Raw genomic sequence first — 24,601 nt, 5'->3', positions numbered from 1 at the left:
CGGTGGCCGACGACACCGGCGCCGGGCGCGTCCGCGTCGTCGGGACGGGCCTCATCGGCGCGAGCCTCGGCATCGCGCTGACCCGCGCCGGGTACGACGTCGTGCTGCACGACCCGTCCCCGACCGCGTCGGCCCTCGCCCGCGACCTCGGGGCGGGCCGGCTGGCCTCGGCCGACGACCCGGAGCCCGACCTCGTCGTCGTCGCGGCCCCACCCGACGTCGCCGGCCCGGTCGTCGCCGCCGAGCTGGACCGCTGGCCGGGCGCCGTCGTCACGGACGTCGCCTCCGTCAAGGAGGCGGTGGCCGCCGCCGTCGCGGCGGCCGGGGCCGACCTGACCCGCTACGTCGGCTCGCACCCGATGGCCGGCCGCGAGCGCAGCGGAGCGATGGCCGCGCGCGCCGACCTCTTCGAGGGCCGCGCCTGGGTCGTCGTGCCGGGGGCGTCGAGCGCCCCGGCCGCGGTCGACCTCGTGCGCCGGGTCGCCGAGGCGGTCGGGTCGGTGGTGACCGTCATGGCCGCCGCCGAGCACGACGCCGCCGTCGCGGTCGTCTCGCACGTGCCGCAGGTGGCGGCCAGCCTCGTCGCCGCGCGGCTGCGCGACCTCAGCGACGACGCCGTCGCCCTCGCGGGCCAGGGGCTGCGCGACGTCACCCGGATCGCGGCCAGCGACGCGCGGCTGTGGACCCAGATCCTCGCCGGCAACGCCGCGGCCGTCCGCAGCGTGCTGCACGAGGTCCGTGCCGACCTCGACGACCTCCTCGCCGCCCTCGACGCGCTGACCGGCACCGACGCCGACGCGGCGCCCGCCCCCGGCGCCCTGCAGGTCGTCGCGCGCAGCATCACCGACGGCAACACCGGTCAGGCCCGGATCCCCGGCAAGCACGGTGGGGGACCGACGTCGTACGCCTCCGTCGTCGTCGTCGTGCCCGACCGCCCGGGAGCGCTGGCCTCCCTGCTGGTCGACATCGGCGACGCCGGCGTCAACCTCGAGGACCTGCGGATCGACCACGGGCTGGGCCTGCCCTTCGGCCTGGCCGAGGTCGCCGTCCTGCCGACCGCCGTCGAGCACCTGCACACCGCGCTGGCCGAGCGGGGCTGGCGCGTCCACGACTGACGGCCCCCGCCGGCGGGTCGGTAGGCTGTGGGCCCGTGACCGAGCCGCCCGCCGCCCCCCACTCGGACCCCACCTCGCTGAACGGGCACCCGCTCGTCGTCGCCATCGACGGCCCCTCCGGGTCCGGCAAGTCGAGCGTCGCCCGGGCCGTGGCCCGCGACCTCGGCGTCGGGTTCCTCGACACCGGCGCGATGTACCGCGCGCTGACCTGGTGGTGCCTCGAGCGGGGCCTCGACCTCGCCGACCGGCGCGCGGTCGCCGACGCGGCCCTCGTGCTGCCCCTGCAGCTGGCCACCGACCCGGACGCCGTCACCGTGCAGGTCGACGGCACCGACGTGACCGCCGCCATCCGGGAGCCGCGCATCTCGCAGGTCGTGTCGGCCGTCGCGACCAACCTCGACGTGCGCGAGATCCTCGTGCGCCGCCAGCGGGCCCTCGTCGCCGAGACGGCCGGGCGCACGGGCGGCTGCGTGGCCGAGGGTCGAGACATCACCACCGTCGTCGCCCCCGACGCCCGCGTGCGCGTCCTGCTCACGGCCAGCGTCGAGGCCCGCCTGGCCCGCCGCGCCACCGAGCTGCACGGCACCGCCGACGCCTCGGCGCTGGCCGCCACCCACGACGAGGTGGTGCGCCGGGACCGCGACGACTCGACCGTGTCCCGGTTCCTCGAGGCCGCCGAGGGGGTGACCACCGTCGACACCAGCGACCTGGACTTCGCCGGGTCGGTCGCCGCGGTGCTCGACGTCGTGCACGCGGGCGCCGGTGTCGCGCCCTGACCCCGCGGCGGTGACGCCGCGGGTGCCCACGGCTCGCCAGGTCGAGGGCGGCCGACGGTTCGGACGGGTGCTGCTGGGCGCCCTGTGGCGCTGCGAGGCGCACCATCGCGAGCGCGTGCCGGCCGGCCCGGTCGTGCTCGTCGCCAACCACAGCGGCTTCCTCGACGGGCCGCTCGTCTTCTCGCTCGCCCCCCGCGGGGTCAGCTTCCTGGTCAAGCAGCAGATGTTCACCGGCCCGCTCGGCCGGGTGCTGCGCACCGTCGGGCAGATCCCCATCGACCGCAGCCGCGGGGACCGGTCCGCCCTGGGCGTCGCCCGGGCCGTGCTCGAGCGCGGCGGCGCCGTCGGTGTCTTCCCCGAGGGCACCCGCGGGCGCGGCGACGTCGCTCAGGTCAACCAGGGCGCGGCGTGGCTGGCCCTGCAGGCCGGCGCGCAGGTCGTCCCGGTCGCCGTGCTCGGTACCCGACGGGCCGGCGCGTCCACGGGGTCCCTGCCCCGCGTGCGCACCCGCGTCGTCGTCGACTTCGGCGAGCCGTTCGACCTGGCCCCCGACCGTGCGCTGCCCGGCCGGGAGCGGCTGCGCGCCGCGACCGAGCGGCTGCGCGACCGGCTGGCCGAGCACGTGACCACCGCGAGCGCGACGTACGGCCTCGTCCTGCCCGACGACGGGCTCGTCGAGGCGGGGGACTGAGCGCGCGGTCGGGAGCACTCCCCCACGTGGGGGAGAATGGTCGGTCGTGAGCGACACCACCCCGTCCAGCCCCGCCCTCGACGAGCTCGAGGACGGCGACCCGTCGCTCGCGCGCGCCCTGCGCGCCGGCCTCGAGGAGTTCGACCTCGACGAGGACGACCAGGCGCTCATCGAGCGCGGCGACCTCGACCCCGACGACGACCAGGACGCCGGCCCGCTGCCGGTCGTCGCCGTCGTCGGCCGCCCCAACGTCGGCAAGTCCACCCTCGTCAACCGCATCCTCGGCCGCCGCGAGGCCGTCGTCGAGGACGTCCCCGGCGTCACCCGCGACCGCGTGGCGTACGACGCCGAGTGGACCGGTCGGCGCTTCACCCTCGTCGACACCGGCGGCTGGGAGGTGGACGCGACCGGGATCCACCTGCGGGTCGCCGAGCAGGCCGAGGTCGCCGTCGAGCTGGCCGACGTCGTGATGTTCGTCGTCGACGCCGTCGTCGGCGCGACCGACACCGACGAGGCCGTCGTGCGCCTGCTGCGCCGCTCGGGCAAGCCCGTCGTCCTCGTCGCCAACAAGGTCGACGACCAGCGCTTCGAGGCCGACGCGACCGCGCTGTGGAACCTCGGCCTCGGCGAGCCGTACCCCGTCTCCGCGCTGCACGGCCGCGGGAGCGGCGACGTGCTCGACGCCGTCCTCGCGGTGCTCCCCGACGTGTCCGCCGTCGGCGGGGCCTACCGCCGTGGGGGCCCGCGTCGGGTGGCCCTCGTGGGACGACCCAACGTGGGCAAGTCCAGCCTGCTCAACCAGCTGGCCGGCAGCGAGCGGGTCGTCGTCGACGACCTCGCCGGCACCACCCGCGACCCCGTCGACGAGCTGGTCGAGCTCGGCGGGAAGACCTGGCGCTTCGTCGACACCGCGGGCATCCGCCGACGGGTGCACCAGACCCGCGGCGCCGACTTCTACGCCTCGCTGCGCACCCAGACCGCGCTGGAGAAGGCCGAGGTGGCCGTCGTCCTCGTCGACGCCGCCACGACCATCGCCGAGCAGGACGTGCGGGTCATCCAGCAGGTCGTCGACGCCGGGCGCGCGCTCGTCGTCGCCTACAACAAGTGGGACCTCACCGACGAGGAGCGCCGCTACTTCCTCGAGCGCGAGATCGAGCGCGACCTCGTCCAGATCCCCTGGGCGCCGCGGGTCAACCTGTCCGCGCGCACCGGACGGCACACCGACCGGCTCGTCCCGGCGCTGGAGCGGGCGCTGGCGTCGTGGGACACCCGCATCCCCACCGCCAAGCTCAACGCCTTCCTCGGCGAGGTCGTCGCCGCCCACCCGCACCCGGTCCGGGGAGGCAAGCAGCCGCGCATCCTCTTCGCCACGCAGGCCTCGACGCGTCCGCCGCGCTTCGTGGTCTTCGCCTCCGGGTTCGTCGAGGCGGGCTACCGCCGCTTCCTCGAGCGTCGGCTGCGCGAGCAGTTCGGCTTCGAGGGCACGCCCATCGAGATCTCGGTCCGGGTCAAGGAGAAGCGCCGCCGCTGACCGCGGCGGCGCCCCTCCCGGACGGGTGGGTGACGGTGGGGCGGAGACGACTCAGAAGTCGCCGCCGAAGTCCCCGAAGTCCCCGCCGCCGAAGTCGCCCCCGCCGCCGGTGTCGCCGAAGTAGCCGCCCCCGAAGTCGCTGCCGAAGTCGCCGACGTCGCCGCCCTGGTCACCCCCGGCGTCACCACCCTGGTCACCGGCGTCGCCGCCCTGGTCACCGGGGTCACCGCCCTGGTCGCCCTGGTCGCCGACGCCCGCGTCGGCCGCCTCGGGCGAGGCGTCGAAGCCGCCGAACAGCGCGTCGGCGACGGCCGTGCCGACGACGACACCGGCCACGGTGCCGAGCATCGAGCCCATGATGGCGCCGCCCATCCCCATGCCGCCGCCCATGCCGCCGCCCATGCCGCCGAAGCTGCGCTGGAGGAAGCCGGGCTGACGCAGCTCGGCCCGGGTGGCCGAGCGCGCCAGGTCACGCGGGTCGTCGCTGCGCGGGCGCTCGTTCTCCGGCAGACCCTGCGAGAGCTGGCCGAGGACCTGCTGGCGCTGCTGCGGCGAGAGCTGGGCGAAGGCCTCGGCGTGCGCCTCCTCGATCTTCTCCGGGGGTGCGGTGCGCAGCAGGTACTTGTACCGCGCGATGGCGACCTCGTCCTGGCTCGCGCCGGCGGGGGCGTCCTGCGGCGTGCCGGACGGCGGCGGGGCGCCGTACCCCTGCTGCGGGGCGCCGTAGCCCGGCGGGGGTGCGGGGTAGCCGCCCTGCGGCTGCTGGTAGCCGGTCGGGGTCTGCGGCGCACGGCCGAGCAGGCGGTCGAGGAATCCCACGGGTCGCTCTCCTGTCGTGTGGGCGGGCGGGTGCGGTCACCCGCTCGTCATGGGGCCAACGCGCCGTACGGCGCCCCCGGTTCCGGGCGGACGCCCGGCCGGCTCCCAGCCGGGAGTCAGGTCCCCATCTCGTAGCGGCGGCCGTTCTCGATCGACGACGCGACGGAGTCCATCCACGGGTCGGGCTGCGGCCAGTGCCCGCGCAGCTCCAGCTGGTGCTGGAGGACCTGCTTGACCGTCTGCCGGTCGTGGTCGGGGTGCGACTCGGACGTCGCGATGATCGCCGCCTCGATCTCCTCGGCGCGGCGCTTGTGCGCCAAGACGCGGTCCTCGTCGGGATCTACGGCGCCCTCGGTCTCGGGGGTAGGGCCGATGAGGCTGACGACGGTCGGCCCCCAGGTGTGCCCCGCCGCGGGTTGGAGCTCCTTCTCCTGGGTGTACGTCTCGGTCGCCCTCGTCTCCCCCTGCTCCCGCTGCGCGTGGTCCTCGGCGGTGGTGCCGAGGTCGGCGCTGTCGCCGGGGTCCGGCGTCGGGTGGTGCTCCTGCGGGTGGTGCTCCTGCGGGTGGTGCTCCTGCGGGTGGTGCTCCTGCGGGTGGTGCTCCTGCGGGTGGTGCTCCTGCGGGTGGTGCTCCTGGGTGCTCACGCTCGTGCCTCCTCGTGCGGTGACCCGTACGTGCGGGCGGGTCCTGGTCCCAGCCTGACGCCCGGGCCGGTGCCCTGCCACTGTCCTCGCGAACCGCCCGAGACAACCGATTTCGGCGGGCCCGGCGCCGTGCGCTAGGGTTTCGTTCGCTCCGCGGGCCGCTCGGCCCGCACCCTGACGGGCTGTGGCGCAGCTTGGTAGCGCACTTGACTGGGGGTCAAGGGGTCGCAGGTTCAAATCCTGTCAGCCCGACCGTCCGGGCCCCGATCCGCTGCGGCGGGTCGGGGCCCTTCCCGTCCCCGCGGGAGCCGCGCACGTCCTGACGGGGCTCGTCCGTCCGGCCGACCGACACGCACCTCGTGCACGATGTTCTCGTGCTCGTGGGTGTGGAAGACTGACGAGGACGAAAGGACCCTCCCCCCATGACCGCGTCGCCGCACACCAGCCACCGCGCCGTCCCGAGCGAGCCCGGGCTCGACGAGGAGCGCCTGCCCGAGGGGTCGCTGCGTCTCGACGACCAGATGTGCTTCGCGCTCTACGCCGCCTCGCGCGCCGTGGTCGGGCTCTACCGGCCCATGCTCGACGAGGTCGGTCTCACCTACCCGCAGTACCTCGTCATGCTCGTCCTGTGGGAGCGCCGGACGGCGACGATCAAGGAGATCGGGTCGCTCCTGCACCTCGACTACGGCACCCTCACGCCGCTGCTCAAGCGGCTCGAGGCGTCCGGTCACCTCGAGCGCCGGCGCCGCGTCGACGACGAGCGCTCGGTCGACATCGTCCTCACCGAGCAGGGCGACCGGCTGCGCGAGCTCGTGGCCGACATCCAGCCCGCCGTCATCGAGGGCATCGGCCTCAACGTCGCCGAGTTCTCCGCGCTGCGGGGGCAGCTGCGCGCGCTGAGCGACCACATCTCCGAGCCCGGCTGAGCGCACCGGCCGCCCGTACGGCGCGCCGTACCGCCTCCCGTCGCTCCGTCGCCCGCTGCGGCAGCATGGTCGTGGGCCGCGGGCGCGGCGGCGAGCGGACGTCAGGAGCGGCGATGAGCACGACGACGGAACCCTTCGCGGGACTCGGGCCGACCGAGGACGACGCGGCCACCACCCCGCAGGCCACCGGCAGGTCGGTCACCGACCGCTGGGACGGTGCCCTGGGGCTGCTCCTGCTGCGCCTCGGGACGGCCGCGCTGCTGGCCGTGACCGGCCTGCAGAAGATCGACCAGCGCCCCGGCACCGTGACGATGCTGCGCACGGCCGGCCTGCCGGCGCCCGACGTCCTCGGGGCCCTGCTCGGGCCCGTGCAGCTGGCCATGGCGGTCGCCCTCGTCCTCGGGCTCGCGGTCCGGGTGGTCGGGCTCGGCCTGCTCGCCCAGTCGGTCGTCGCGCTGGTCCTCGTCGACTGGTCGGGCCGCACCGACGTGTTCCTCCCCGGGGTCTCCGGTCTGGCCGGCGAGCGCCAGCTGCTGCTGGCCGCCATCGGTGCCGCGCTGCTCGGGCTGGGCGGCGGCGGCCTGGCCCTCGACCGCCGGGTGAGGGCCCGTCGCCGGCGGGGCTGACCCCGGCCCGCGCGTTACCCTCTCGGCGTGGCGCAGGAGGCGGGACCGGTGGGTGCCGGGGGAGGGGTCTCGGACCGCGTCCTCACCGTGCCCAACGCCCTGTCCGCCCTGCGCCTGGTCGGGGTCCCGCTCTTCGTGTGGCTGCTCGTCGTCCGGGCCGACGGCTGGGCGCTGCTCGTCCTCATGCTCTCCGGCGTCACCGACTACCTCGACGGCAAGATCGCCCGGCGCTTCGGCCTGGAGTCGCGGCTGGGTCAGCTGCTCGACCCGCTGGCCGACCGGCTCTACACGCTCACGACGATCCTCGCCTTCGCCTGGCGGGGCATCATCCCCGTCTGGCTCGTCGTCGTCCTACTCGGCCGGGACGTCTTCATGGCGCTGCTCGTCCTCGCCCTGCGGCGGGTCGGGTTGGTCGGGCTGCCGGTGCACTTCGTCGGCAAGGCGGCGACCTTCAACCTGCTCTACGCCTTCCCGGTGCTGCTGCTCGGCGAGGCCGCCGGCGCCCTGGGCGCCGTCGCGCGGCCGCTCGGGTGGGCCTTCACGTGGTGGGGCACGGGGCTGTACCTGCTCGCCGCCGTCCTCTACGCCGTCCAGGCCGCCCCGCTGCTGCGCGCCGGCCGTCCGGGACAGCCGCCGACGCCGGCTCCGGCCGGCTGAGGCGGCTGGGCGATGAGCACCCCGGGGACGCCGGGAGGGCGCGGCTGGCGCCGCGTCGACGCGTCGATGACGCTGCTGACGCAGGTGCTCGAGCGACCGCTCGACCCCGGGTACGCCGCCGCCGCCCAGCGCCGCGAGGAGCAGGGCCGGCCCCGCAGCACGGGCACCCGCTCCTGGCTCGTCCTGCTCGCCGCCGTCGTCGTCGGGCTGCTGCTCGTCGTCGCCCACCAGAGCCTGCGCCCGAGCGGGACGACGGCCAGCCGCGACAAGCAGCAGCTCATCGACCAGATCCGCGACCGGCAGGCGCACGGCGACGCGCAGGCCGCGGCCGCGCAGACGCTGCGCGGCCAGGTCGACCGCACGCAGCAGCAGGCCCTCGGGACCGGGGCCGGGGCGGCCGAGCTCAGCCGGCTCTCGCTCCTCACCGGCGACACCGCGGCGCGCGGTCCCGGCCTCACGGTGACGCTCGACGACGCCCCCGCGGCCCAGGCGGGAGCCGGGCAGCCGCGCTCCGGCGGATCGGCCGACGAGGGCCGGGTCACCTCCCTCGACCTCCAGGTCGTCGTCAACGGGCTGTGGCAGGCGGGTGCCGAGGCGGTCGCCGTCAACGGCCAGCGCCTGACCGCCCGCTCGGCGATCCGCTTCGCCGGTCAGGCGATCCTCGTCGACTACCGGCCGCTCACGCCGCCGTACGTCGTCACCGCCCTCGGCGACCCGCGCGGCCTGCCCGCCGCCTTCGCGCAGACCGTCGGCGGCAGCTACCTCGACGCGCTGCGCGCCAACTACGCCATCCCGTCGACGGTGAGCACCGGCGACGACCTCACCGTCCCGCGGGGCGGCGCCGACGTCGTCCTCGCCCGCCCGACCCCCACCCCGGAGGTGACCCGGTGATCCCCGTCCTCGGCCTGGTCGTCGGCGTCGTCGCCGGCCTGCTGCTGCACCCCTCGGTCCCCGTCGGGCTGCAGCCCTACCTGCCCATCGCCGTCATCGCCGCGCTCGACGCGGTGTTCGGCGGGATCCGGGCCATCCTCGACGGGATCTTCGACGACAAGGTCTTCGTCGTCTCGTTCCTGTCCAACGTCGTCGTCGCCGCGTTCATCGTTTTCCTCGGCGACCAGCTCGGCGTCGGCACCCAGCTCTCGACCGGCGTCGTCGTCGTGCTCGGGATCCGGATCTTCTCCAACGTCGCCTCGATCCGCCGTCACCTCTTCAAGGCCTGACCCGTGACCGACCCACCGCACGAGCCGCACGAGCCGCACGAGCCGCACGAGCCGCACGAGCCGCCCCCGCCCCGACCCCGGTCCGCCTGGGCGCGACTGGCCCGGGCCGCCGCGCCGCGGGCCACGAGGGCCCAGGCGCTCGGCGCGGTGCTCGCCCTCGCGCTCGGCTTCGCCATCGTCACCCAGGTGCAGGCCACCCAGGCCGGGGGGTTGGAGCAGATGCGCCAGGACGACCTGGTCCAGGTCCTCGACGACGTCACCCAGCGCTCGGCCCGGCTGGACCAGCAGGTCCGCGACCTGCAGGCCCAGCGCGACCGGCTCGCGGCGGCCGGTGGCGGCCAGGAGGCCGTCGCGCAGGCCCAGGCCCGCCTCGACGCGCTGCGGCTCCTCGCCGGGACGGCGCCGGCGACGGGACCCGGCGTCCGGGTCACCGTGAGCGACCCCGGCAGCAAGGTCGGGTCGGCGCAGCTGCTCGACCTCGTCGAGGAGCTGCGCGACGCCGGCGCCGAGGTCCAGCAGGTGGGCTCGGTCCGGGTCGTCGCGAGCACGTGGTTCGCCGACGAGGACGGCCGGCTCGTCGTCGACGGCACCCCCGTGGCCCGCCCCGTCGAGGTCCTCGCCATCGGCGACCCGCAGACCCTCGCGTCGGCCATGACCATCCCCGGTGGGGTCGTCGAGACGCTGCGCCGGCTGGGCGCCGACGCGGCCGTCCAGCAGCTCGGGTCGGTCACCGTCGACGCCCTGGCGTCGCCCCGGACCCCTCGTTACGCTCAGCCCGTCCCGGCGGGGGGCGGCACGCCGACCCCCTGACGCGCGGACGTCGACCGGGCACGGCATCATCGTCACCCGCAGCACCCCTCGTGCGCCGGTCCCGGCGCCACTCCCTCCTCGCGCCCCAAGGAGCACCATGAGCGACCTCGAGTACCCCGACACCCTCCGCTACACGGCGGACCACGAGTGGGTGCAGGAGCGCGAGGACGGCACGATCCGGATCGGCATCACCGCCTACGCTCAGGACGCGCTCGGCGACGTCGTCTACGTGCAGCTGCCCGCGGTCGGGGACACGGTCACCGTCGGCGACACGTGCGGCGAGGTCGAGTCGACCAAGTCGGTCAGCGACGTCTACGCCCCGGTCACGGGCGAGGTCACCGAGGTCAACGCGGCGCTCGACGGCACGCCGGAGCTGGTCAACAGCGCGCCCTACACCGACGGCTGGATGTACGCCGTCCGTCCCTCCGGCGAGCTGCCGGGCGACCTCATGGACGCCGCGACGTACCGCGGCACCCTGGGCTGAGCGGCGCCGCCGCCGCGCCGGGTGCCCCCGGGGCGGCGGCCACGGCGTGCACTAGGGTTGACGGGCCAGGGACCCACGCGAAGGGTCGGCACGGGTCAGGTGTGGATCATGGGTGGGTCATGGGTGAGGAGGGGTGATGTCGGACCAGGAGGGCTGGGGCGAGGAGCTCGACCGTGAGGTCACCCGGCGCGCGCCGGACCCGGCGACGATGCGCTTCCAGGGCGTCGGTGAGCCGGAGAAGGTCGAGGTCGACGTCCGCGGGCTGTCCGCGGAGGACCAGGCGACGATCGAGGCGCTGCGCCCCGGCACGGCCCTGCTGCTCGTCCTGCGCGGCCCCAACGCGGGGGCCCGCTTCCTGCTCGACGACGAGCTCGTCACGACCGGGCGGCACCCCGACAGCGACATCTTCCTCGACGACGTGACGGTCTCGCGCAAGCACGCCGAGTTCCGCCGCGAGGGGTCGGGCTACCACGTGCACGACGTCGGGTCGCTCAACGGCACCTACGTCAACCGCGAGATCGTCGAGGACGCCGCCCTGCGCACGGGCGACGAGGTCCAGATCGGCAAGTTCCGGCTCGTCTACCACGCCGCCCGCGGTCAGTGAGCCAGGCCGGCGCCGACGGTGGCCCGGGCCGCTCCATCGGGGCGGTGGTCGCCGAGCTCGTCGCCGAGTTCCCCGACCTGACGATCAGCAAGCTGCGCTTCCTCGAGACCGAGGGGCTCGTCACGCCACTGCGGCTGCCCTCGGGGTACCGCCGCTACCGCGACGCCGACGTCGAGCGGCTGCGCTACGTCCTCACCGCGCAGCGCGACCGCTTCTGGCCGCTCAAGGTGATCCGCGACGCGCTCGACGCGCTCGACCGGGGGCTGACGCCCGCGGGTGACTGGCCCGTCCAGCCCGACGGGGACGGCGGGGGGACGGGCGGTCTGGGCCGCGTCGCCGGCACCCCCGGACGTCCTGTGGTGCCCGCGGTCGCCGCCGACCCGGGGCTCCCGCGGGCCGACGACCTCGCGCCCGGTCCCGCGCTGCGCCTCACCGACGCCGAGCTGTGCGACGCCTCGGGGCTCACGCCCGAGGCGCTCACCGCGCTCGCCGGCTACGGGCTGCTGCGGGCGGGGCGGGACGGGCACTGGGACGGGCCGGCGCTCGCCGTCGCCACGGCCGCCGCCCAGCTCGCCGCGGTGGGCATCGAGCCGCGCCACCTGCGCCCGTTCCGGACTGCCGCCGACCGCGAGGTCGCGCTCGTGCGCCAGGCCGTCCGGCCGGGTGACGAGGCCGAGGTGAGGCGGGTCCTCCAGCAGTGCCTGGCCCTGCACGTCGCGCTCGTCCGGGCCGGGACCGCGGCCCCTCCGGCCCCGTGACCGGGCCGGGGTAACGTGGCCCCATGAAGCCGGTCGACGTCCTCGGGGTGCGGGTGGAGATGCCCACGAACCAGCCGATCGTGCTGCTGCGCGAGCGCGACGGGGACCGCTACCTGACGATCTGGATCGGGGCCGCGGAGGCCACCGCCATCGCCTACGCCCAGCAGGGCGTCGTCCCCCCGCGGCCGCTCACCCACGACCTGTTCAAGGACGTCCTCGACGCCCTCGGTCACACGCTCACGCAGGTGCAGGTGACCGACCTCAAGGAGAAGGTCTTCTACGCCACGCTCGTGCTCGACGGCGGGCGCGAGGTCAGCGCCCGGCCCTCCGACGCCATCGCGCTGGCGCTGCGCACCTCCACGCCGATCGTCGTCGCCGAGTCCGTCCTCGACGAGGCGGGCGTGGCGCTCGCGCCCGAGGAGGACGACGAGGTCGAGCGGTTCCGCGAGTTCCTCGACCAGGTCTCCGCCGAGGACTTCGGCGCCCCCGCCGAGGGCCCGCACGAGCCGGGCCCGGGGGAGGAGCCCGGTGACGGCCCGGACACCCCGCCGACCCGCGGCTGATGCCTCACCCTCACGTCGAGGTCGAGACTGCTTGCTCACCCGCGACACGCCGGACGCGAAGCGGGCGTGATGTTTGACGCACCCCGGGCGGCGCCGTACCGTCATCGGGTCGGGAAGCACGAGGGTGTAACTACAGCCGTGGTCGCGCCGGTCCTGACCCCCCGCCCGGCCACCGGGCGCCGTGACCGAGGAGGTCCCGCGTGAGCACACCGGGTGACGCCCAGCCGGAGCGGAGCACCAGCGTGCCCGTGGCCGCCCAGGGCCTGCTGTTCACCGACGACCTGCCCGAGCTCAGCGACGACATCGGCTACCGCGGGCCCACCGCCTGCAAGGCGGCCGGCATCACGTACCGCCAGCTCGACTACTGGGCCCGCACCGGCCTCGTCGAGCCCTCCGTGCGCGGCGCGGGCGGCTCCGGCACGCAGCGCCTCTACGGGTTCCGCGACATCCTCGTGCTCAAGGTCGTCAAGCGCCTGCTCGACACCGGGGTCTCGCTCCAGCAGATCCGCGTCGCCATCCAGCACCTGCGTGACCGCGGCGTCGACGACCTGGCCCAGATCACGCTGATGAGCGACGGGGCCTCGGTCTACGAGTGCACCTCCGCCGACGAGGTCATCGACCTCGTCCAGGGCGGGCAGGGCGTGTTCGGCATCGCCGTCGGCCGGGTCTGGCGGGAGGTGGAGGGCTCGCTCTCCGCGCTGCCCAGCGAGCGCGCCGACGACGAGGCGCCCGCCGCCGACCCGTCCGACGAGCTCGCCGTCCGCCGGCTGCGCAAGACGTCCTGACGGGCGCCGACCCCGGTAGACTCGGGGTCGCCGTACCAACCCACGTGGGAGAGACCCCGGGGTGACCCGCTCGCGGGGCACCAGCCGGGGCGCCGAAGGGGCAACACCCCCGGAACCTCTCAGGCGCCAAGGACCGCGGGGGCGAGGCAGCTCTGGAGGTCGACCCGTGCGCGGGGCGGACGACAGAGGGGGGTCGACCCGACCACCCCTGCTCGAGGAGCCCCATGACCGCCGCCCCGACTGCACCGAGCACCACCGAGCCGACGACCGAGCCGACGACCGCGCCGTACGACGCCCCGGTGGACCCGTCGGCGCCCTTCGCGCCCTTCGTCGCGCGGCACGTCGGCCCGACGTCCGACGACGTCGCGGCGATGCTGGAGGTCGTCGGCCAGCCCTCGCTCGACGCGCTGGTCGACACGGCCATCCCGGGCAGCATCCGCGCCCAGCGGGCGCTGCGCCTCGACGCGGCCTCGTCGGAGCGGGCGGTCGTGGCCGAGCTGCGCGGGCTGGCGTCGCGCAACACGGTGATGCGCTCGATGATCGGGCTCGGCTACTACGGCACCGTCACCCCGGCGGTCATCCAGCGCAACGTCCTGGAGAACCCGGCCTGGTACACCGCCTACACGCCGTACCAGCCGGAGATCTCGCAGGGCCGGCTCGAGGCGCTGCTCAACTTCCAGACCGTCGTCAGCGACCTCACCGCGCTCCCGCTGGCCGGGGCGTCGCTGCTCGACGAGTCGACCGCGGCGGCCGAGGCGATGACCCTCATGCGCCGCTCGACGAGGAAGCCCGAGACGGCGGTGCTGCTCGTCGACGAGCACGTGCTGCCGCAGACCGTGGCCGTCGTCGCCACGCGGGCGCTGCCGCTCGACATCCCCGTGGTCGTCGCCGACCTCACCGGCGTCACCACCGTCGAGCAGCTGCGCTCGGTCGCCGGCGACCAGGACGTCTACGGCGTCCTGCTGCAGTACCCCGGCGCCGACGGGCAGGTGCGCGACTGGCGGGCCCTCACCGACGCCGCCCACGAGCACGGCGCCCTCGTCACCGCCGCGACCGACCTGCTCGCGCTCACCCTGCTCACCCCGCCGGGGGAGTGGGGCGCCGACATCGCCGTCGGGTCCAGTCAGCGATTCGGTGTGCCGATGGGCTTCGGCGGCCCGCACGCCGGGTTCATGTCGGTCCGCCCGGGGCTCGAGCGCTCGATGCCGGGCCGCCTCGTCGGCGTCTCCGTCGACGCCGACGGCCAGCCGGCCTACCGTCTCGCGCTGCAGACCCGCGAGCAGCACATCCGCCGCGAGAAGGCGACGTCGAACATCTGCACCGCGCAGGTGCTGCTCGCCGTCATGGCCAGCATGTACGCCGTCTACCACGGCCCCGCCGGGCTGGCCGCGATCGCGCGCCGCGTGCACGGCTACACCCGGACCCTCGCCGAGGGCCTGGCCACCGCCGACGCCGAGGTCGTCACGACGTCGTACGTCGACACCCTCACCGTCCGCGTGCCCAGCCGCGCCGAGCAGGTGCTCGCCGAGGCCGCCGCCCGCGGGGTCAACCTGCACCTCGTCGACGCGGACACCCTGTCGATCGCGCTCGACGAGACGACGACGGGCGAGGACCTCACCGCCGTGTGGGCCGCCTTCGGGGTGCCCGGCGTCGAGCCCGAGCCGTCGACGGCGGAGCCGGCCTGGGAGGGCCTGACCCGCACGAGCGACTACCTCACCCACCCGGTCTTCCACGCCCACCACAGCGAGACGGCGATGCTGCGCTACCTGCGCCGCCTCTCCGACCGCGACTTCGCGCTCGACCGCGGGATGATCCCGCTGGGCTCCTGCACGATGAAGCTCAACGCGACGACCGAGATGCTCGCCGTCACCTGGCCGGAGTTCGCCGAGCTGCACCCGTTCGCCCCCGCCCACCAGACCGAGGGCATCCGCGAGCTCGTCGCCGACCTGTCGGCGTGGCTGTGCGAGATCACCGGGTACGACGCCGTCTCGCTCCAGCCGAACGCCGGCTCGCAGGGCGAGTTCGCCGGGCTGCTGGCCATCCACGCCTACCACCAGGCCAACGGGCAGGGTCACCGCCGGGTCTGCCTCATCCCGGCCAGCGCGCACGGCACCAACGCCGCGTCGGCGGTGATGGCCGGCCTCAAGGTCGTCGTCGTCAAGACGGCCGAGGGCGGCGACGTCGACCTCGACGACCTGCGCGCGAAGATCGAGCAGCACCGCGACGACCTCGCCGCGATCATGGTCACCTACCCCTCGACCCACGGGGTGTACGAGGACACGATCACCGAGCTGTGCGCACTGGTCCACGACGCCGGCGGTCAGGTCTACGTCGACGGGGCGAACCTCAACGCCCTCGTCGGCCTCGCCCAGCCGGGCAAGTTCGGCGCCGACGTCTCCCACCTGAACCTGCACAAGACGTTCTGCATCCCGCACGGCGGCGGTGGCCCGGGTGTCGGCCCGGTCGCGGTCCGCTCGCACCTCGCGCCCTTCCTGCCCAACCACCCGATGGCGCCCGAGGCCGGTCCGGAGACCGGGGTCGGGCCGATCAGCGGGGCGCCGTACGGCTCGGCGAGCATCCTGCCGATCTCGTGGGCCTACGTGCGGCTCATGGGCGGTGAGGGGCTTCAGCACGCGACCGAGGTCGCCGTGCTCAACGCCAACTACGTCGCCGCGCGGCTGCGCGAGCACTACCCGGTGCTCTACTCGGGGCGCGACGGGATCGTCGCCCACGAGTGCATCCTCGACCTGCGCGACCTGACCAAGCGGACCGGCGTCACCGTCGACGACGTGGCCAAGCGCCTCGTCGACTTCGGCTTCCACGCGCCGACGATGAGCTTCCCCGTCGCGGGCACGCTCATGGTCGAGCCGACCGAGAGCGAGGACAAGGGCGAGCTCGACCGGTTCTGCGACGCGATGATCGCCATCCGCGAGGAGATCGCCGCCGTCGAGCGCGGTGAGGTCGCGGCGGCCGACTCGGTGCTGCGGCACGCGCCGTACACCTCGATGTCGATGGTCGGCGAGTGGGACCACGGTTTCGACCGCGCGACCGCCGCCTTCCCGGGCGGGCTGAGCGCCGACAAGTACTGGCCGCCGGTGCGCCGGATCGACGGCGCGTACGGCGACCGGCACCTCGTCTGCTCCTGCCCCCCGCCGGAGGCGTTCGCCGACTGAGCGGAAGCGTCCGCATCGTCGGGGCACCGGTGCCTCGACGATGCGGACGCTACGCGGTGGCGTGCAGGCGGCGCAGCGCGAGGGCGACGACGAGGCGCGAGCGGCCGGCCGGATCGCCGAGGGGCCACCCGAGCGCGTTCTCGAGCACGGGCAGGCGCGACTGGAGCGTCGAGTGGTGCAGGTGCGCCTCGAGGGCGGCCGAGCGCAGGCTGACGTGCCGGGTCAGGGCGTCGAGGGTGGCGAGGGCCCACGGGTGCGCGGCCGCGGCCGCGTCCACCGCGACGACGTCCGGGTGCGGCGCGGTCCCCGGGCCGACGACGTCGGCGAGCAGGACCAGCCCGCCGAGGTCGGCGTGGTCGACGACGCCGCGGCCCGGGTCGTCGGCGCCCCCGCCGGCGGCGAAGCGCACCGCGACCCGGGCCGCCGTCCAGGACCGGGCCGCGTCGACGGCCGGCACCCTCGGCCCCAGCCCCACCCGGCGGCCGAGGCGGTCCTCGACCCGGTCCGCCGCCCGGACCGCGAGCCCCGCGGGGGTCGGCGGCTCGACCGGGACGAGGACCGCGACGACGCCGTCGAGCTCGGTCGCCGTCCGGCGCGGCGCGTCGAGCGCGTCGGGAGCGCGAAGGACCACCGGCCGCTCGCCGTCCCGTGTCCTGCCGTCGAGGACGGCGGCGAGGCGGACCGGGGTCGCGGGCTCCAGACCGAGCCGTCGCACGAGCCGCTCGCGCTCCTCGGGCGTCGTCCCCGGCAGGAGGAGCCGCTCGAGGGTCGCCCCGTCCCCGGGAACGACGCGACCTCGTGTCCGGTCGAGGACGAGCCGTACGGCCGCGGCAAGACGCTCGAGCACGAGGTCGTCGAGGGCCCGGTGCTCGTGGGTCGTCTCCACCCACACGGTGCCGGCGCCGTCGCCCACCGGCCGGTGCGGCCACGCGGGGGACACCGCGCCGTCCGGGGGGAGAACCCGGCCGTCCGCGCCGACGCGCACGACGAGGCCGCGGTCGTCGACCGACAGCCGCGCGGTCTGCCCGCTGAGCACCGCGGCGCCCCGGACGAGCGACTCGAGGCCGACGTGCCGGTCGACGAGCGCGTCGAAGTAGGCGATGACCCGCAGGGCGGCGCCGGCCTCGGGGTCCAGCGCCGCCAGCTTGCCCGCCAGCTCCTGCATGCGGTCATCGTCCCCCGGGCGCGGGCGCGAGCACCAGGAACCCGGCGGCCGGGCGGGTCAGGACGCCAGGGTGCGGCGCACCCAGGCGGCCCGGGTCGAGACGGACAGCTGGGAGAGGGCGGCCTGCGGGGCCATGAGGTCGAAGCCGTGGAACCCGCCCGGCCACACGTGCAGCTCGCACTGGACCCCGGCCTGCCACAGCGCGGTCGCGTAGGCGACGTCCTCGTCGCGGAAGGTCTCCACCGAGCCGACGTCGACGAAGGCCGGCGGCAGTCCGGAGAGGTCGGTGGCCCGGGCCGGGGCGGCGTACACGCTGACGTCGGTGCCGCCGCGGCGCTCACCGAGGAGGGCGTCCCAGCCGGTGTCGTTGCTCGCCCGGTCCCAGATCCCCTCGCCCTCCAGGGAGGTGCTCGACGGGGTGACGGCGCGGTCGTCGAGCATCGGGCACATGAGGACCTGGCCGATGAGCGGTGGACCCTTCCGGTCGCGGGCCAGCAGGGCGACGCCCGCCGCGAGCCCGCCGCCGGCGCTGGCGCCGGCGATGAGGATGCGGTCCGGGTCGGCGCCGAGCTCGGCGGCGTGGCCGTGCGCCCAGACGAGGCCTGCGTAGCAGTCCTCGACCGGCGCGGGGTCCGGGTGCTCGGGGGCGAGGCGGTACTCGACCGACACGACGACGGCGCCGGACTCGACGGCCCAGTCGAGGATCCCGGCGACCCCGGTGAAGCGGTTGCCGATGATCATCCCGCCGCCGTGCGTGTGGTAGATCAGCGGCGCCCCGGGCGCGATGCCGACCGGCCGCAGGACGAGCACGGTGACGTCGGGGTCGCCGTCCGGGCCGGGGACCGTGCGCTCCGAGACCTCCACGGTCCCGTCGCGCCGCAGCATCTCGGGCGTCACGTCGAGCAGCGGGTTGGGCTCGCGCATCGCGGGGATGTGCTCGGGCAGGATCGAGCCGGGCAGGACGTCGCGGACCAGGGTCAGGGCCGCCTCCAGCTCGGGGTCGAAGGGCGGGTGCGTCGGGCGGGCCGGGGTGGTCGTCATCGCTGCTCCTGACGTGGGGGCGTCCTCGTCGACGCCGGTGACCCGAGTATCGCCGTCACCCGAGCGGCCCGGCAGTCGCCGGGCGGCGGGCGTCCGGTCGCCCTGACCCGCCGGATGGCGGGTCAGGCGGCGGGCTCGAGACCGAGCCGGACCGACACCGTCGAGCCGGCCTGGGTCTTGCTCACGCAGACCTGGGTGGGGATGCGGGTGAGGAGGTCGGCGACGTGGCTGACGACGCCGACGGCGCGGCCGCCCTCGCGCAGGCCGTCGAGGACGCCGAGGACCTGCTCGAGGCTCTCGTCGTCGAGGGTGCCGAACCCCTCGTCGACGAACAGCGTCTGCAGGTCGAAGCCCCCCGCCTCCTCGCGGACGGCGTCGGCGAGCCCGAGCGCCAGGGCCAGCGAGGCCATGAACGACTCGCCCCCGGACAGCGACGAGGTGTCGCGGACGACGCCGGTCCACAGGTCGCGCACGACGAGCCCGAGCCCGCTGCGGCGTCGGCCACCGGCGAGGCCGTCGGTGTGCTGCAGCTGGTAGCGCCCGTCGCCCATGACGGCCAGCCGCTCGTTGGCCAGGTCGGCCACCTTCTCGAGCCGGGCGGCGAGGACGTACGACGACAGCCGCATCCGCAATGCGTTGTCCGCCCCGACCCCGGTGACGAGGTCGGCGAGCTCGGCGACCGAGCCGTGCCGGCGCTCGAGCGGGCGCAGCACCCCGGCGTGCCGGGTGAGGGCGGTGACGACGGCGCCCAGCTGGCGGCGCGCGTGGGCGGCGACGTCGTGGTCGCGGGTGGCGACCCGGACGGCCGCGTGCGCGGCGGCCGCCGCGACGCGGTCCTGCTCGAGGTCGACCGGGTCCGCCGCCAGGGCCTGCGCGACGGCGGGCTCGGCCAGGGTCGCGGCGGCGACGGTCGACGCCCGGTCGTGCGCGGCCACCCGGTGGCGCAGGGTCTCGCGCTCGGCCGGGTCCAGCGCAGCCGCCAGGGCGGCGTCGGCGGTCGGCAGCCCGGACGCCAGCAGGGCCGCGGCGAGACGCTGGGCCGCGTCGGTGTGCCGCTCGACGGCGGCGGCCAGCGACTGCGCGGACGTGACGACGTCGGCCAGCGCGGACTCGACCTGGACGTGGCGTCGGACGAGTGCGTCGAGGTCCGCCGCAGTGGTGTCCTCGGCGTGCTCGGGGGAGAGGTCCTCGGCGGAGTCCGGGTCGACCACGCACGGGCAGCCGGCGTGCGCGCGGAGCGCGGTCGTCACCTCGGTGCGGCGCTCGACGAGGGCCGTGCCGGCGGCCGCCTGCGCGGCCGTGGCCCGGGCCACACCCTCGCCCGCGCCCGTGACCCGGTCGGCGTGCCCCGCCCGTCGGGCCTCGGTGCGCCGCAGCTCCGTCTCGGCCCCGGCGACGTCGACGCCCGCCGCCGTGACCTCCCGGGCGGCCGTGGTGAGGGCATCCCCCACCCGGCTCCAGGCCCGCTCCGGGTCGTCCGACGCGTCGGCGACGCCGACCACGCCGTCGCCCACGAGAGCCCGCGTGGCCACGGTGACGAGGTCCTCCGACTCCTCGCGCGACCGCGCCCGCAGCGCGCCCAGCTCGCGGAGAGCGTTGTCCTGCAATCGGTCCAGCGCCTCGACCCGCTCGACGACGACGGCCCGTGCGGCGGCCACGGCCCCGGCGACGGCCTCGCGACGGTCCCGCTCGGCGTGCCACGACCGCTCGGCGGCATCGACGGCCTCCGCCGGCACCGGGCCCCCCGAGGCGGTGGCCGGTGACGGGTGGGCGCTCGCCCCGCAGACGGGGCACGGGCATCCCGCCTCGAGGCCGGCGGCCAGCTCGGCGGCGAGGCCGTCGACCCGGCGCTGCCGCAGCCCGAGGAACCGGTCGCGGGCGGACTGCTCGACGTCGGTGGCCTCCCGCAGCGCGTCCTCCCGGGCGGTGACGTCGCGCTCGGCGCGTCGGCGGGCGACGGCCGCGGCGACGACGGCCTCGGCCTCGCCGCGGCGGGTGGTCAGCATCTCGAGCCACCCGGCTCGCCGGCGGGTGCGCTCCACGGCCTCCCGAGCGGCGTCGACCTGCTCGTCGAGCCCGGCGCCGTCGGCGCGGACCGCGGCGAGCGCCTCCTCCGCGCGCCGTACGGCGTCCTGGGCCTGCGCCACCGCGTCGGCGGCCCGCGCCACCCCCGCCCGGGCCCGCCGGGCTGCGTCGAGGTCGGCGGCGTGCGAGCGCACGGAGGCCAGCCGCTCGGCGGACGCGGTCGACCCGTTCGGCCCCAGCAGCGTCGCCGCCCGGGCGGCCGCGGCCTCCCAGGTGGCGCGGGCCCGTCGCTCGGCCCCCTCCTCGCGACGCGTCGCCTGGACCTCGGGGACGACGGGGGCGGCCCGCTCGTCGGCGGCGAGCCGCGCGACGTCGCGGGCGTGCTCCTCCGCCCACTCGGTCAGCCGAGCCAGCTCGGCCCGGGCCGAGAGGCCCCGCCGCTGCAGCGCGGCGACCGCCTCGCCCTGCGCCACCGCGGCGTCCGCCCTGGCCGCCTGCTGCTGCGCGGCCGACACCGCCCCCAGCAGCTCGACGACGTGCGTCTCGCACCGCTCGACGAGCGTCGGCAGCCCGTCCACGAGCGCCGCGAGCGAGGCGGGGTCGTCGGCGGACCAGCCGGCGCCCTCGGGCTCACCGACGACGTGGGCCGGGAGCGTCGCGACGGCGTCGCGCAGCCGGGCCACGTCCGTCGCGACGGCGGCCCGCGCCTCGGCGACCTGCTGGCCGAGGGTGCGCCGCTGCTCGACGAGCCACTCCTCGACCCCGACCCAGGTCGAGATGTCGAACAGCCGCTCGAGCAGGGCGCGCCGCTCCTCGGCGTCGGCCCGCAGGAAGGCGGCGAACTCGCCCTGGGGGAGCAGGACGACCTTGGAGAACTGCTCCAGACCCATCCCGAGCACCTCGGTGACGACCTCGCCGACCTCGTCGCTGCGGGTCGAGCGGACCACCCAGGCGCCGTCGACGCGCTCCTCGAGCAGGACGGTCGCCGGCACCTTGGTCGTGCCCTCGCCGCGCTTCTTGGGCCGCTCGGTCTCCGGTGAGCGGGTGACGCGCAGCCGCCGCCCGGCCGTCGTCAGCTCGAGGCGCACCTGGGGGATCGCGCCGGCGGGCGCGTGGTCGCTGCGCAGCCGGCGCCCGCCCGGACGCGCGCCCGGCACCCCGGCGTAGAGGGCGAAGCAGATCGCGTCGAGCAGGCTCGTCTTCCCGGCCCCGGTGGGCCCCTGGATGAGGAACAGCCCGGCCTGCGACACCTCGTCGAGGTCGACCTCGACGGTGCCGGCGAACGGGCCGAACGCGGTGACCCGCAGGTGGTGCAGCTTCACGCGACCCCGTCCTCGCGCTCGCCGTCCCGGCCGCCCCCCCCGGGCCGGCGCAGGTCCTCGAGCCCGGGCAGCACCGCGCCCAGCTCGTCGACGTGCTGCGCCCGCGCCGCGCGCGACGCCTCCAGCGCGTCGCGCAGCAGCAACCGCTCCTCGTCGTCGGCGGCCCGCCCGTCGCGCACGTGCCCGACGAAGTCGCAGCACAGGTCGAGGTCCTGGCGCGGCCGCCCCACCCGGGCGGCGTACGACGTGAGGTCGACCGCCGCCCCCTGCGGCTGCCACTGCAGGACGAGGGCGTGCGGGAACCGGGTGCGCAGCCGCTCCATGGCCGCCCGCGGGCGGGCCGCGTCGGTGAGCGTCGCCTGCACCCAGGCGCCCTCGGCGTCGTCGTGGGCGCGGTCGCGCAGCAGGTCCTCGAGGTCGCCGCGCAGCAGCCGCAGCGGCCGCTCGACCGGCGCCTCGACGAACTCGACCCGCGAGGTTCCGTCGGCGGCGAGGTCGACGAGCCACGAGCCCTTCGTGTGCCGCCACTCGCTGAACGACATCGCGACCGGCGACCCGCTGTAGCGGACCCCCGGCGCGACCTCCTGCCGCCCGTGCAGGTGCCCCAGCGCCGCGTACGACGCCCCGGCGAACGTGTCGGGGTGGACCGCCCCCACCCCGCCGACGGCGATGTCGCGCTCGCTGTCGCTCGTCGCCCCGCCGGTGACGAAGGCGTGCGCCATGACGACCGACGGGCCACCGCGCCCGGCGAGGTCGGCCCGCACCCGCTCCATCGCCGCCCCGAGCACCCCGGCGTGCGTGCGCGCGGACGCGCCGAGCGCATCGGCCGTCGCGGCCGGCTCGAGGTAGGGCAGCGCGTGGACCGCGACGTCGCCGACGAGGACCGGGCGGCCGATGTCGGTCACCGAGGAGCGGATGTGCAGCCCGGACCGCTCGAGCAGCCCGGCCGCGAAGCCCAGTCGGATGGCCGAGTCGTGGTTGCCGCTGGACAGGACGACCTGCGCGCCGGCGTCGACGAGACGCACCAGCGCCTCGCCCAGCGCGGCCACGGTCTCCGGCGACGGCAGCGCCCGGTCGTAGACGTCGCCCGAGACGAGCACCGCGTCGACCTTCTCGGACCGCACGACCTCGACCAGGTGGTCGAGCACCCGCACCTGGGCGCCGAGCAGCCCCACCTGGTGGAAGGACCGCCCCAGGTGCCAGTCGGAGGTGTGGAGGAACCGCACGCGTGCAGGCTAGGTCGGGGCACCGACAGGGCCCGGGAGGTCGCCCGGCGTGTGCCGACGAGGGGCGAGACGCGAGCGCTCCGGGGCGTCGTACGGGCGCTGCACGCTCTAGCGTGTCGCCCATGGGCAAGGACGTCGCCTCCGCGAGCTTCACCCGTGAGCAGCGCCAGCGCTACCGCGAGAAGGTGCGCGCCGACCTCGACGTGTTCGAGCGGATGCTGCGGCACAGCGTGTTCGAGTTCGACCGGCAGCTGACCGGGATGGAGGTCGAGCTCAACCTCGTCGACGACGACTTCGGCCCGCGGATGGCCAACGCCGAGGTCCTCGAGGCGATCGAGGACGAGGCCTACCAGACCGAGCTCGCGCGCTACAACATCGAGATCAACCTGCCGCCGCGGCCGCTGCCCGGCTCGGAGGCCCTCGAGCTCGAGGAGCAGCTGCGGGCCTCCCTCAACGCCGCGGAGAAGCGCAGCCGCGCCGTCGGCTCGCACATCCTCATGATCGGCATCCTGCCGACGGTCATGCCCGAGCACTTCGAGGACGACTGGATGAGCGCCAACGTGCGCTACCAGGCCCTCAACGACGCCGTCCTCGCCGCGCGCGGCGAGGACGTCTACCTCGACATCGAGGGCGCGACCGGCGAGCGGGTCAACCGGTACGCCGACTCGCTGGCGCCGGAGAGCGCCTGCACCTCCGTGCAGCTGCACCTGCAGGTCGAGCCGCACCACTTCGCGTCGTACTGGAACGCGGCGCAGGTCCTCGCCGGGCCGCAGCTGGCCGTCGGCGCCAACAGCCCCTTCTTCTTCGGCCAGCAGCTGTGGCACGAGACCCGGATCGAGCTGTTCACCCAGGCGGCGGACACCCGCTCGGTGGAGCTGAAGAACCAGGGCGTGCGCCCACGGGTCTTCTTCGGCGAGCGCTGGATCACCTCGATCTTCGACCTCTTCGAGGAGAACGTGCGCTACTTCCCGGCGCTGCTGCCGGAGCTGAGCGACGAGGACCCGCTGGCCGTCCTCGAGGCCGGGGGCGTGCCCGAGCTGGCCGAGCTGAGGCTGCACAACGGCACCGTCTACCGGTGGAACCGGCCGATCTACGACACCGTCGGCGGCCGCCCGCACCTGCGCGTCGAGAACCGGGTGCTGCCGGCCGGGCCGAGCATCCTCGACGTCATGGCCAACTCGGCCTTCTACTACGGCGCGCTGCGGATGCTCGCGACCGACGACCGGCCCACGTGGACGCGGATGAGCTTCACCGCGGCCGAGGAGAACTTCTTCGCCGCCGCCCGCGACGGCATCGAGGCGCGCCAGTTCTGGCCGGGCCGCGGCGAGGTGCCGGCGACAGAGCTCGTGCTGCGCCACCTGCTGCCCATGGCCCACGAGGGGCTGGCCCGGTGGGGCGTCGCGCAGGAGGTGCGCGACCGCTACCTGTCGATCGTCGAGGCGCGCTGCCTGCGCGGGGTCAACGGCTCGACGTGGCAGATCGAGGCCGTACGACGCCTCGAGGCCCGCGGTCTCGACCGCCCCGCCGCGCTGCGGGAGATGCTGCGGCACTACGCCGAGCAGATGCAGGCCAACCTGCCGGTCCACGAGTGGGAGCTGCCGCAGGAGTAGGGCAGGCACGGCCCCGCGGGTGGCCCCGCG

The 24,601-nt window shown here is 75.8% G+C and carries 23 protein-coding genes, 1 tRNA gene and 1 riboswitch; of the genes, 18 read left to right on the top strand and 6 right to left on the bottom strand.

Going from position 1 to position 24,601, the window contains the following annotated elements:
* Positions 1-2: 2 nt before the first annotated feature.
* The 4 genes from FB458_RS17725 to der are packed head-to-tail and all read left to right on the top strand — an operon-like array spanning position 3 to position 4,113.
* Positions 3-1,115: a prephenate dehydrogenase gene (locus FB458_RS17725; protein ID WP_141849667.1), complete on the top strand. Its 1,113-nt coding sequence runs from the start codon at positions 3-5 to the stop codon at positions 1,113-1,115.
* A 35-nt stretch (positions 1,116-1,150) separates the two neighbouring features.
* Positions 1,151-1,891, top strand: a complete 741-nt coding sequence (cmk, locus tag FB458_RS17720) for a (d)CMP kinase (RefSeq protein WP_246061343.1) — start codon at positions 1,151-1,153, stop codon at positions 1,889-1,891.
* Between the two features lie 22 nt (positions 1,892-1,913).
* Positions 1,914-2,582, top strand: a complete 669-nt coding sequence (locus tag FB458_RS17715; protein ID WP_246061341.1) for a lysophospholipid acyltransferase family protein — start codon at positions 1,914-1,916, stop codon at positions 2,580-2,582.
* Between the two features lie 46 nt (positions 2,583-2,628).
* Positions 2,629-4,113 (top strand): ribosome biogenesis GTPase Der, encoded by a 1,485-nt coding sequence (gene der, locus FB458_RS17710; RefSeq protein ID WP_141849665.1) that lies wholly within the window; start codon positions 2,629-2,631, stop codon positions 4,111-4,113.
* A 51-nt stretch (positions 4,114-4,164) separates the two neighbouring features.
* Here der and FB458_RS17705 read toward each other — a convergent pair whose 3' ends face one another.
* Both FB458_RS17705 and FB458_RS17700 read right to left on the bottom strand, forming a co-directional pair.
* Positions 4,165-4,932 (bottom strand): hypothetical protein, encoded by a 768-nt coding sequence (locus tag FB458_RS17705; RefSeq protein WP_141849664.1) that lies wholly within the window; start codon positions 4,930-4,932, stop codon positions 4,165-4,167.
* A gap of 116 nt (positions 4,933-5,048) precedes the next feature.
* Positions 5,049-5,576, bottom strand: a complete 528-nt coding sequence (locus tag FB458_RS17700) for a hypothetical protein (RefSeq protein WP_141849663.1) — start codon at positions 5,574-5,576, stop codon at positions 5,049-5,051.
* Positions 5,577-5,754: 178 nt separating this feature from the next.
* Here FB458_RS17700 and FB458_RS17695 point away from each other — a divergent pair.
* The 13 genes from FB458_RS17695 to gcvP all read left to right on the top strand — a co-directional run bounded on the left by FB458_RS17695 (position 5,755) and on the right by gcvP (position 16,182).
* Positions 5,755-5,828, top strand: a tRNA-Pro gene (locus FB458_RS17695).
* Positions 5,829-5,998: 170 nt separating this feature from the next.
* On the top strand, positions 5,999-6,502 hold the full coding sequence (locus tag FB458_RS17690) for a MarR family winged helix-turn-helix transcriptional regulator (protein WP_141849662.1): 504 nt from the start codon (positions 5,999-6,001) through the stop codon (positions 6,500-6,502).
* 113 nt (positions 6,503-6,615) lie between these two features.
* The gene (locus FB458_RS17685; RefSeq protein WP_170185730.1) at positions 6,616-7,128 is read left to right on the top strand and encodes a DoxX family protein; all 513 of its coding nucleotides are present in this window, start codon (positions 6,616-6,618) and stop codon (positions 7,126-7,128) included.
* 27 nt (positions 7,129-7,155) lie between these two features.
* Positions 7,156-7,785, top strand: coding sequence for a cardiolipin synthase ClsA (clsA, locus tag FB458_RS17680; RefSeq protein ID WP_170185729.1), 630 nt, complete (start codon positions 7,156-7,158; stop codon positions 7,783-7,785).
* 12 nt (positions 7,786-7,797) lie between these two features.
* Positions 7,798-8,676 carry a DUF881 domain-containing protein gene (locus FB458_RS17675; protein WP_141849660.1) on the top strand — a complete coding sequence of 293 codons (879 nt, stop codon included), beginning with the start codon at positions 7,798-7,800 and terminating at the stop codon, positions 8,674-8,676.
* Complete coding sequence (locus FB458_RS17670) at positions 8,673-9,005, top strand: small basic family protein (protein WP_141849659.1); 333 nt, start codon at positions 8,673-8,675, stop codon at positions 9,003-9,005. The genes FB458_RS17675 and FB458_RS17670 overlap by 4 nt, the downstream gene beginning before the upstream one ends.
* Positions 9,006-9,008: 3 nt before the next feature.
* Positions 9,009-9,815: a DUF881 domain-containing protein gene (locus tag FB458_RS17665; RefSeq protein ID WP_141849658.1), complete on the top strand. Its 807-nt coding sequence runs from the start codon at positions 9,009-9,011 to the stop codon at positions 9,813-9,815.
* A gap of 97 nt (positions 9,816-9,912) precedes the next feature.
* Positions 9,913-10,299, top strand: a complete 387-nt coding sequence (gene gcvH / locus FB458_RS17660; protein WP_141849657.1) for a glycine cleavage system protein GcvH — start codon at positions 9,913-9,915, stop codon at positions 10,297-10,299.
* Positions 10,300-10,435: 136 nt separating this feature from the next.
* Positions 10,436-10,903 (top strand): FHA domain-containing protein, encoded by a 468-nt coding sequence (locus tag FB458_RS17655; protein ID WP_141849656.1) that lies wholly within the window; start codon positions 10,436-10,438, stop codon positions 10,901-10,903.
* Entirely contained in the window at positions 10,900-11,661 is a 762-nt protein-coding gene (gene ftsR, locus FB458_RS17650; protein ID WP_141849655.1) for a transcriptional regulator FtsR, read from the top strand. Before FB458_RS17655 ends, ftsR begins: the two co-directional genes overlap by 4 nt.
* Before the next feature lie 23 nt (positions 11,662-11,684).
* Positions 11,685-12,224: a bifunctional nuclease family protein gene (locus tag FB458_RS17645; protein ID WP_141849654.1), complete on the top strand. Its 540-nt coding sequence runs from the start codon at positions 11,685-11,687 to the stop codon at positions 12,222-12,224.
* Positions 12,225-12,424: 200 nt separating this feature from the next.
* The gene (locus FB458_RS17640; protein WP_141849653.1) at positions 12,425-13,009 is read left to right on the top strand and encodes a MerR family transcriptional regulator; all 585 of its coding nucleotides are present in this window, start codon (positions 12,425-12,427) and stop codon (positions 13,007-13,009) included.
* 35 nt (positions 13,010-13,044) lie between these two features.
* Positions 13,045-13,155: riboswitch (glycine riboswitch) on the top strand.
* Between the two features lie 78 nt (positions 13,156-13,233).
* A complete protein-coding gene (gene gcvP, locus FB458_RS17635; RefSeq protein ID WP_141849652.1) occupies positions 13,234-16,182 on the top strand; it encodes an aminomethyl-transferring glycine dehydrogenase in 2,949 nt (982 codons plus the stop codon).
* A 49-nt stretch (positions 16,183-16,231) separates the two neighbouring features.
* On the opposite strand, the gene FB458_RS17630 is transcribed toward gcvP, so the two are convergent.
* The 4 genes from FB458_RS17630 to FB458_RS17615 all read right to left on the bottom strand — a co-directional run bounded on the left by FB458_RS17630 (position 16,232) and on the right by FB458_RS17615 (position 22,961).
* Positions 16,232-17,347, bottom strand: a complete 1,116-nt coding sequence (locus FB458_RS17630; protein WP_141849651.1) for a helix-turn-helix domain-containing protein — start codon at positions 17,345-17,347, stop codon at positions 16,232-16,234.
* A gap of 57 nt (positions 17,348-17,404) precedes the next feature.
* A complete protein-coding gene (locus FB458_RS17625; RefSeq protein ID WP_141849650.1) occupies positions 17,405-18,388 on the bottom strand; it encodes an alpha/beta hydrolase in 984 nt (327 codons plus the stop codon).
* Positions 18,389-18,510: 122 nt separating this feature from the next.
* Entirely contained in the window at positions 18,511-21,735 is a 3,225-nt protein-coding gene (locus FB458_RS17620) for an AAA family ATPase (protein WP_141849649.1), read from the bottom strand.
* Complete coding sequence (locus FB458_RS17615; RefSeq protein ID WP_141849648.1) at positions 21,732-22,961, bottom strand: exonuclease SbcCD subunit D; 1,230 nt, start codon at positions 22,959-22,961, stop codon at positions 21,732-21,734. Before FB458_RS17615 ends, FB458_RS17620 begins: the two co-directional genes overlap by 4 nt.
* A 122-nt stretch (positions 22,962-23,083) precedes the next feature.
* Here FB458_RS17615 and FB458_RS17610 point away from each other — a divergent pair, with 122 nt between their 5' ends.
* Positions 23,084-24,571: a glutamate-cysteine ligase family protein gene (locus FB458_RS17610; RefSeq protein ID WP_141849647.1), complete on the top strand. Its 1,488-nt coding sequence runs from the start codon at positions 23,084-23,086 to the stop codon at positions 24,569-24,571.
* Positions 24,572-24,601 lie beyond the last annotated feature (30 nt).

The organism is Lapillicoccus jejuensis (assembly GCF_006715055.1).
GTDB lineage: Bacteria > Actinomycetota > Actinomycetes > Actinomycetales > Dermatophilaceae > Lapillicoccus > Lapillicoccus jejuensis.
This window is presented reverse-complemented; position numbering and strand designations above follow the sequence as displayed.

Coding starts and splice junctions, on each gene's coding strand:
- FB458_RS17655 (WP_141849656.1), top strand. CDS start 10,436: ATGTCGGACCAGGAGGGCTGGGGCGAGGAGCTCGACCGTGAGGTCACC.
- FB458_RS17675 (WP_141849660.1), top strand. CDS start 7,798: ATGAGCACCCCGGGGACGCCGGGAGGGCGCGGCTGGCGCCGCGTCGAC.
- gcvH (WP_141849657.1), top strand. CDS start 9,913: ATGAGCGACCTCGAGTACCCCGACACCCTCCGCTACACGGCGGACCAC.
- FB458_RS17630 (WP_141849651.1), bottom strand. CDS start 17,347: ATGCAGGAGCTGGCGGGCAAGCTGGCGGCGCTGGACCCCGAGGCCGGC.
- FB458_RS17625 (WP_141849650.1), bottom strand. CDS start 18,388: ATGACGACCACCCCGGCCCGCCCGACGCACCCGCCCTTCGACCCCGAG.
- FB458_RS17610 (WP_141849647.1), top strand. CDS start 23,084: ATGGGCAAGGACGTCGCCTCCGCGAGCTTCACCCGTGAGCAGCGCCAG.
- FB458_RS17685 (WP_170185730.1), top strand. CDS start 6,616: ATGAGCACGACGACGGAACCCTTCGCGGGACTCGGGCCGACCGAGGAC.
- gcvP (WP_141849652.1), top strand. CDS start 13,234: ATGACCGCCGCCCCGACTGCACCGAGCACCACCGAGCCGACGACCGAG.
- FB458_RS17690 (WP_141849662.1), top strand. CDS start 5,999: ATGACCGCGTCGCCGCACACCAGCCACCGCGCCGTCCCGAGCGAGCCC.
- FB458_RS17645 (WP_141849654.1), top strand. CDS start 11,685: ATGAAGCCGGTCGACGTCCTCGGGGTGCGGGTGGAGATGCCCACGAAC.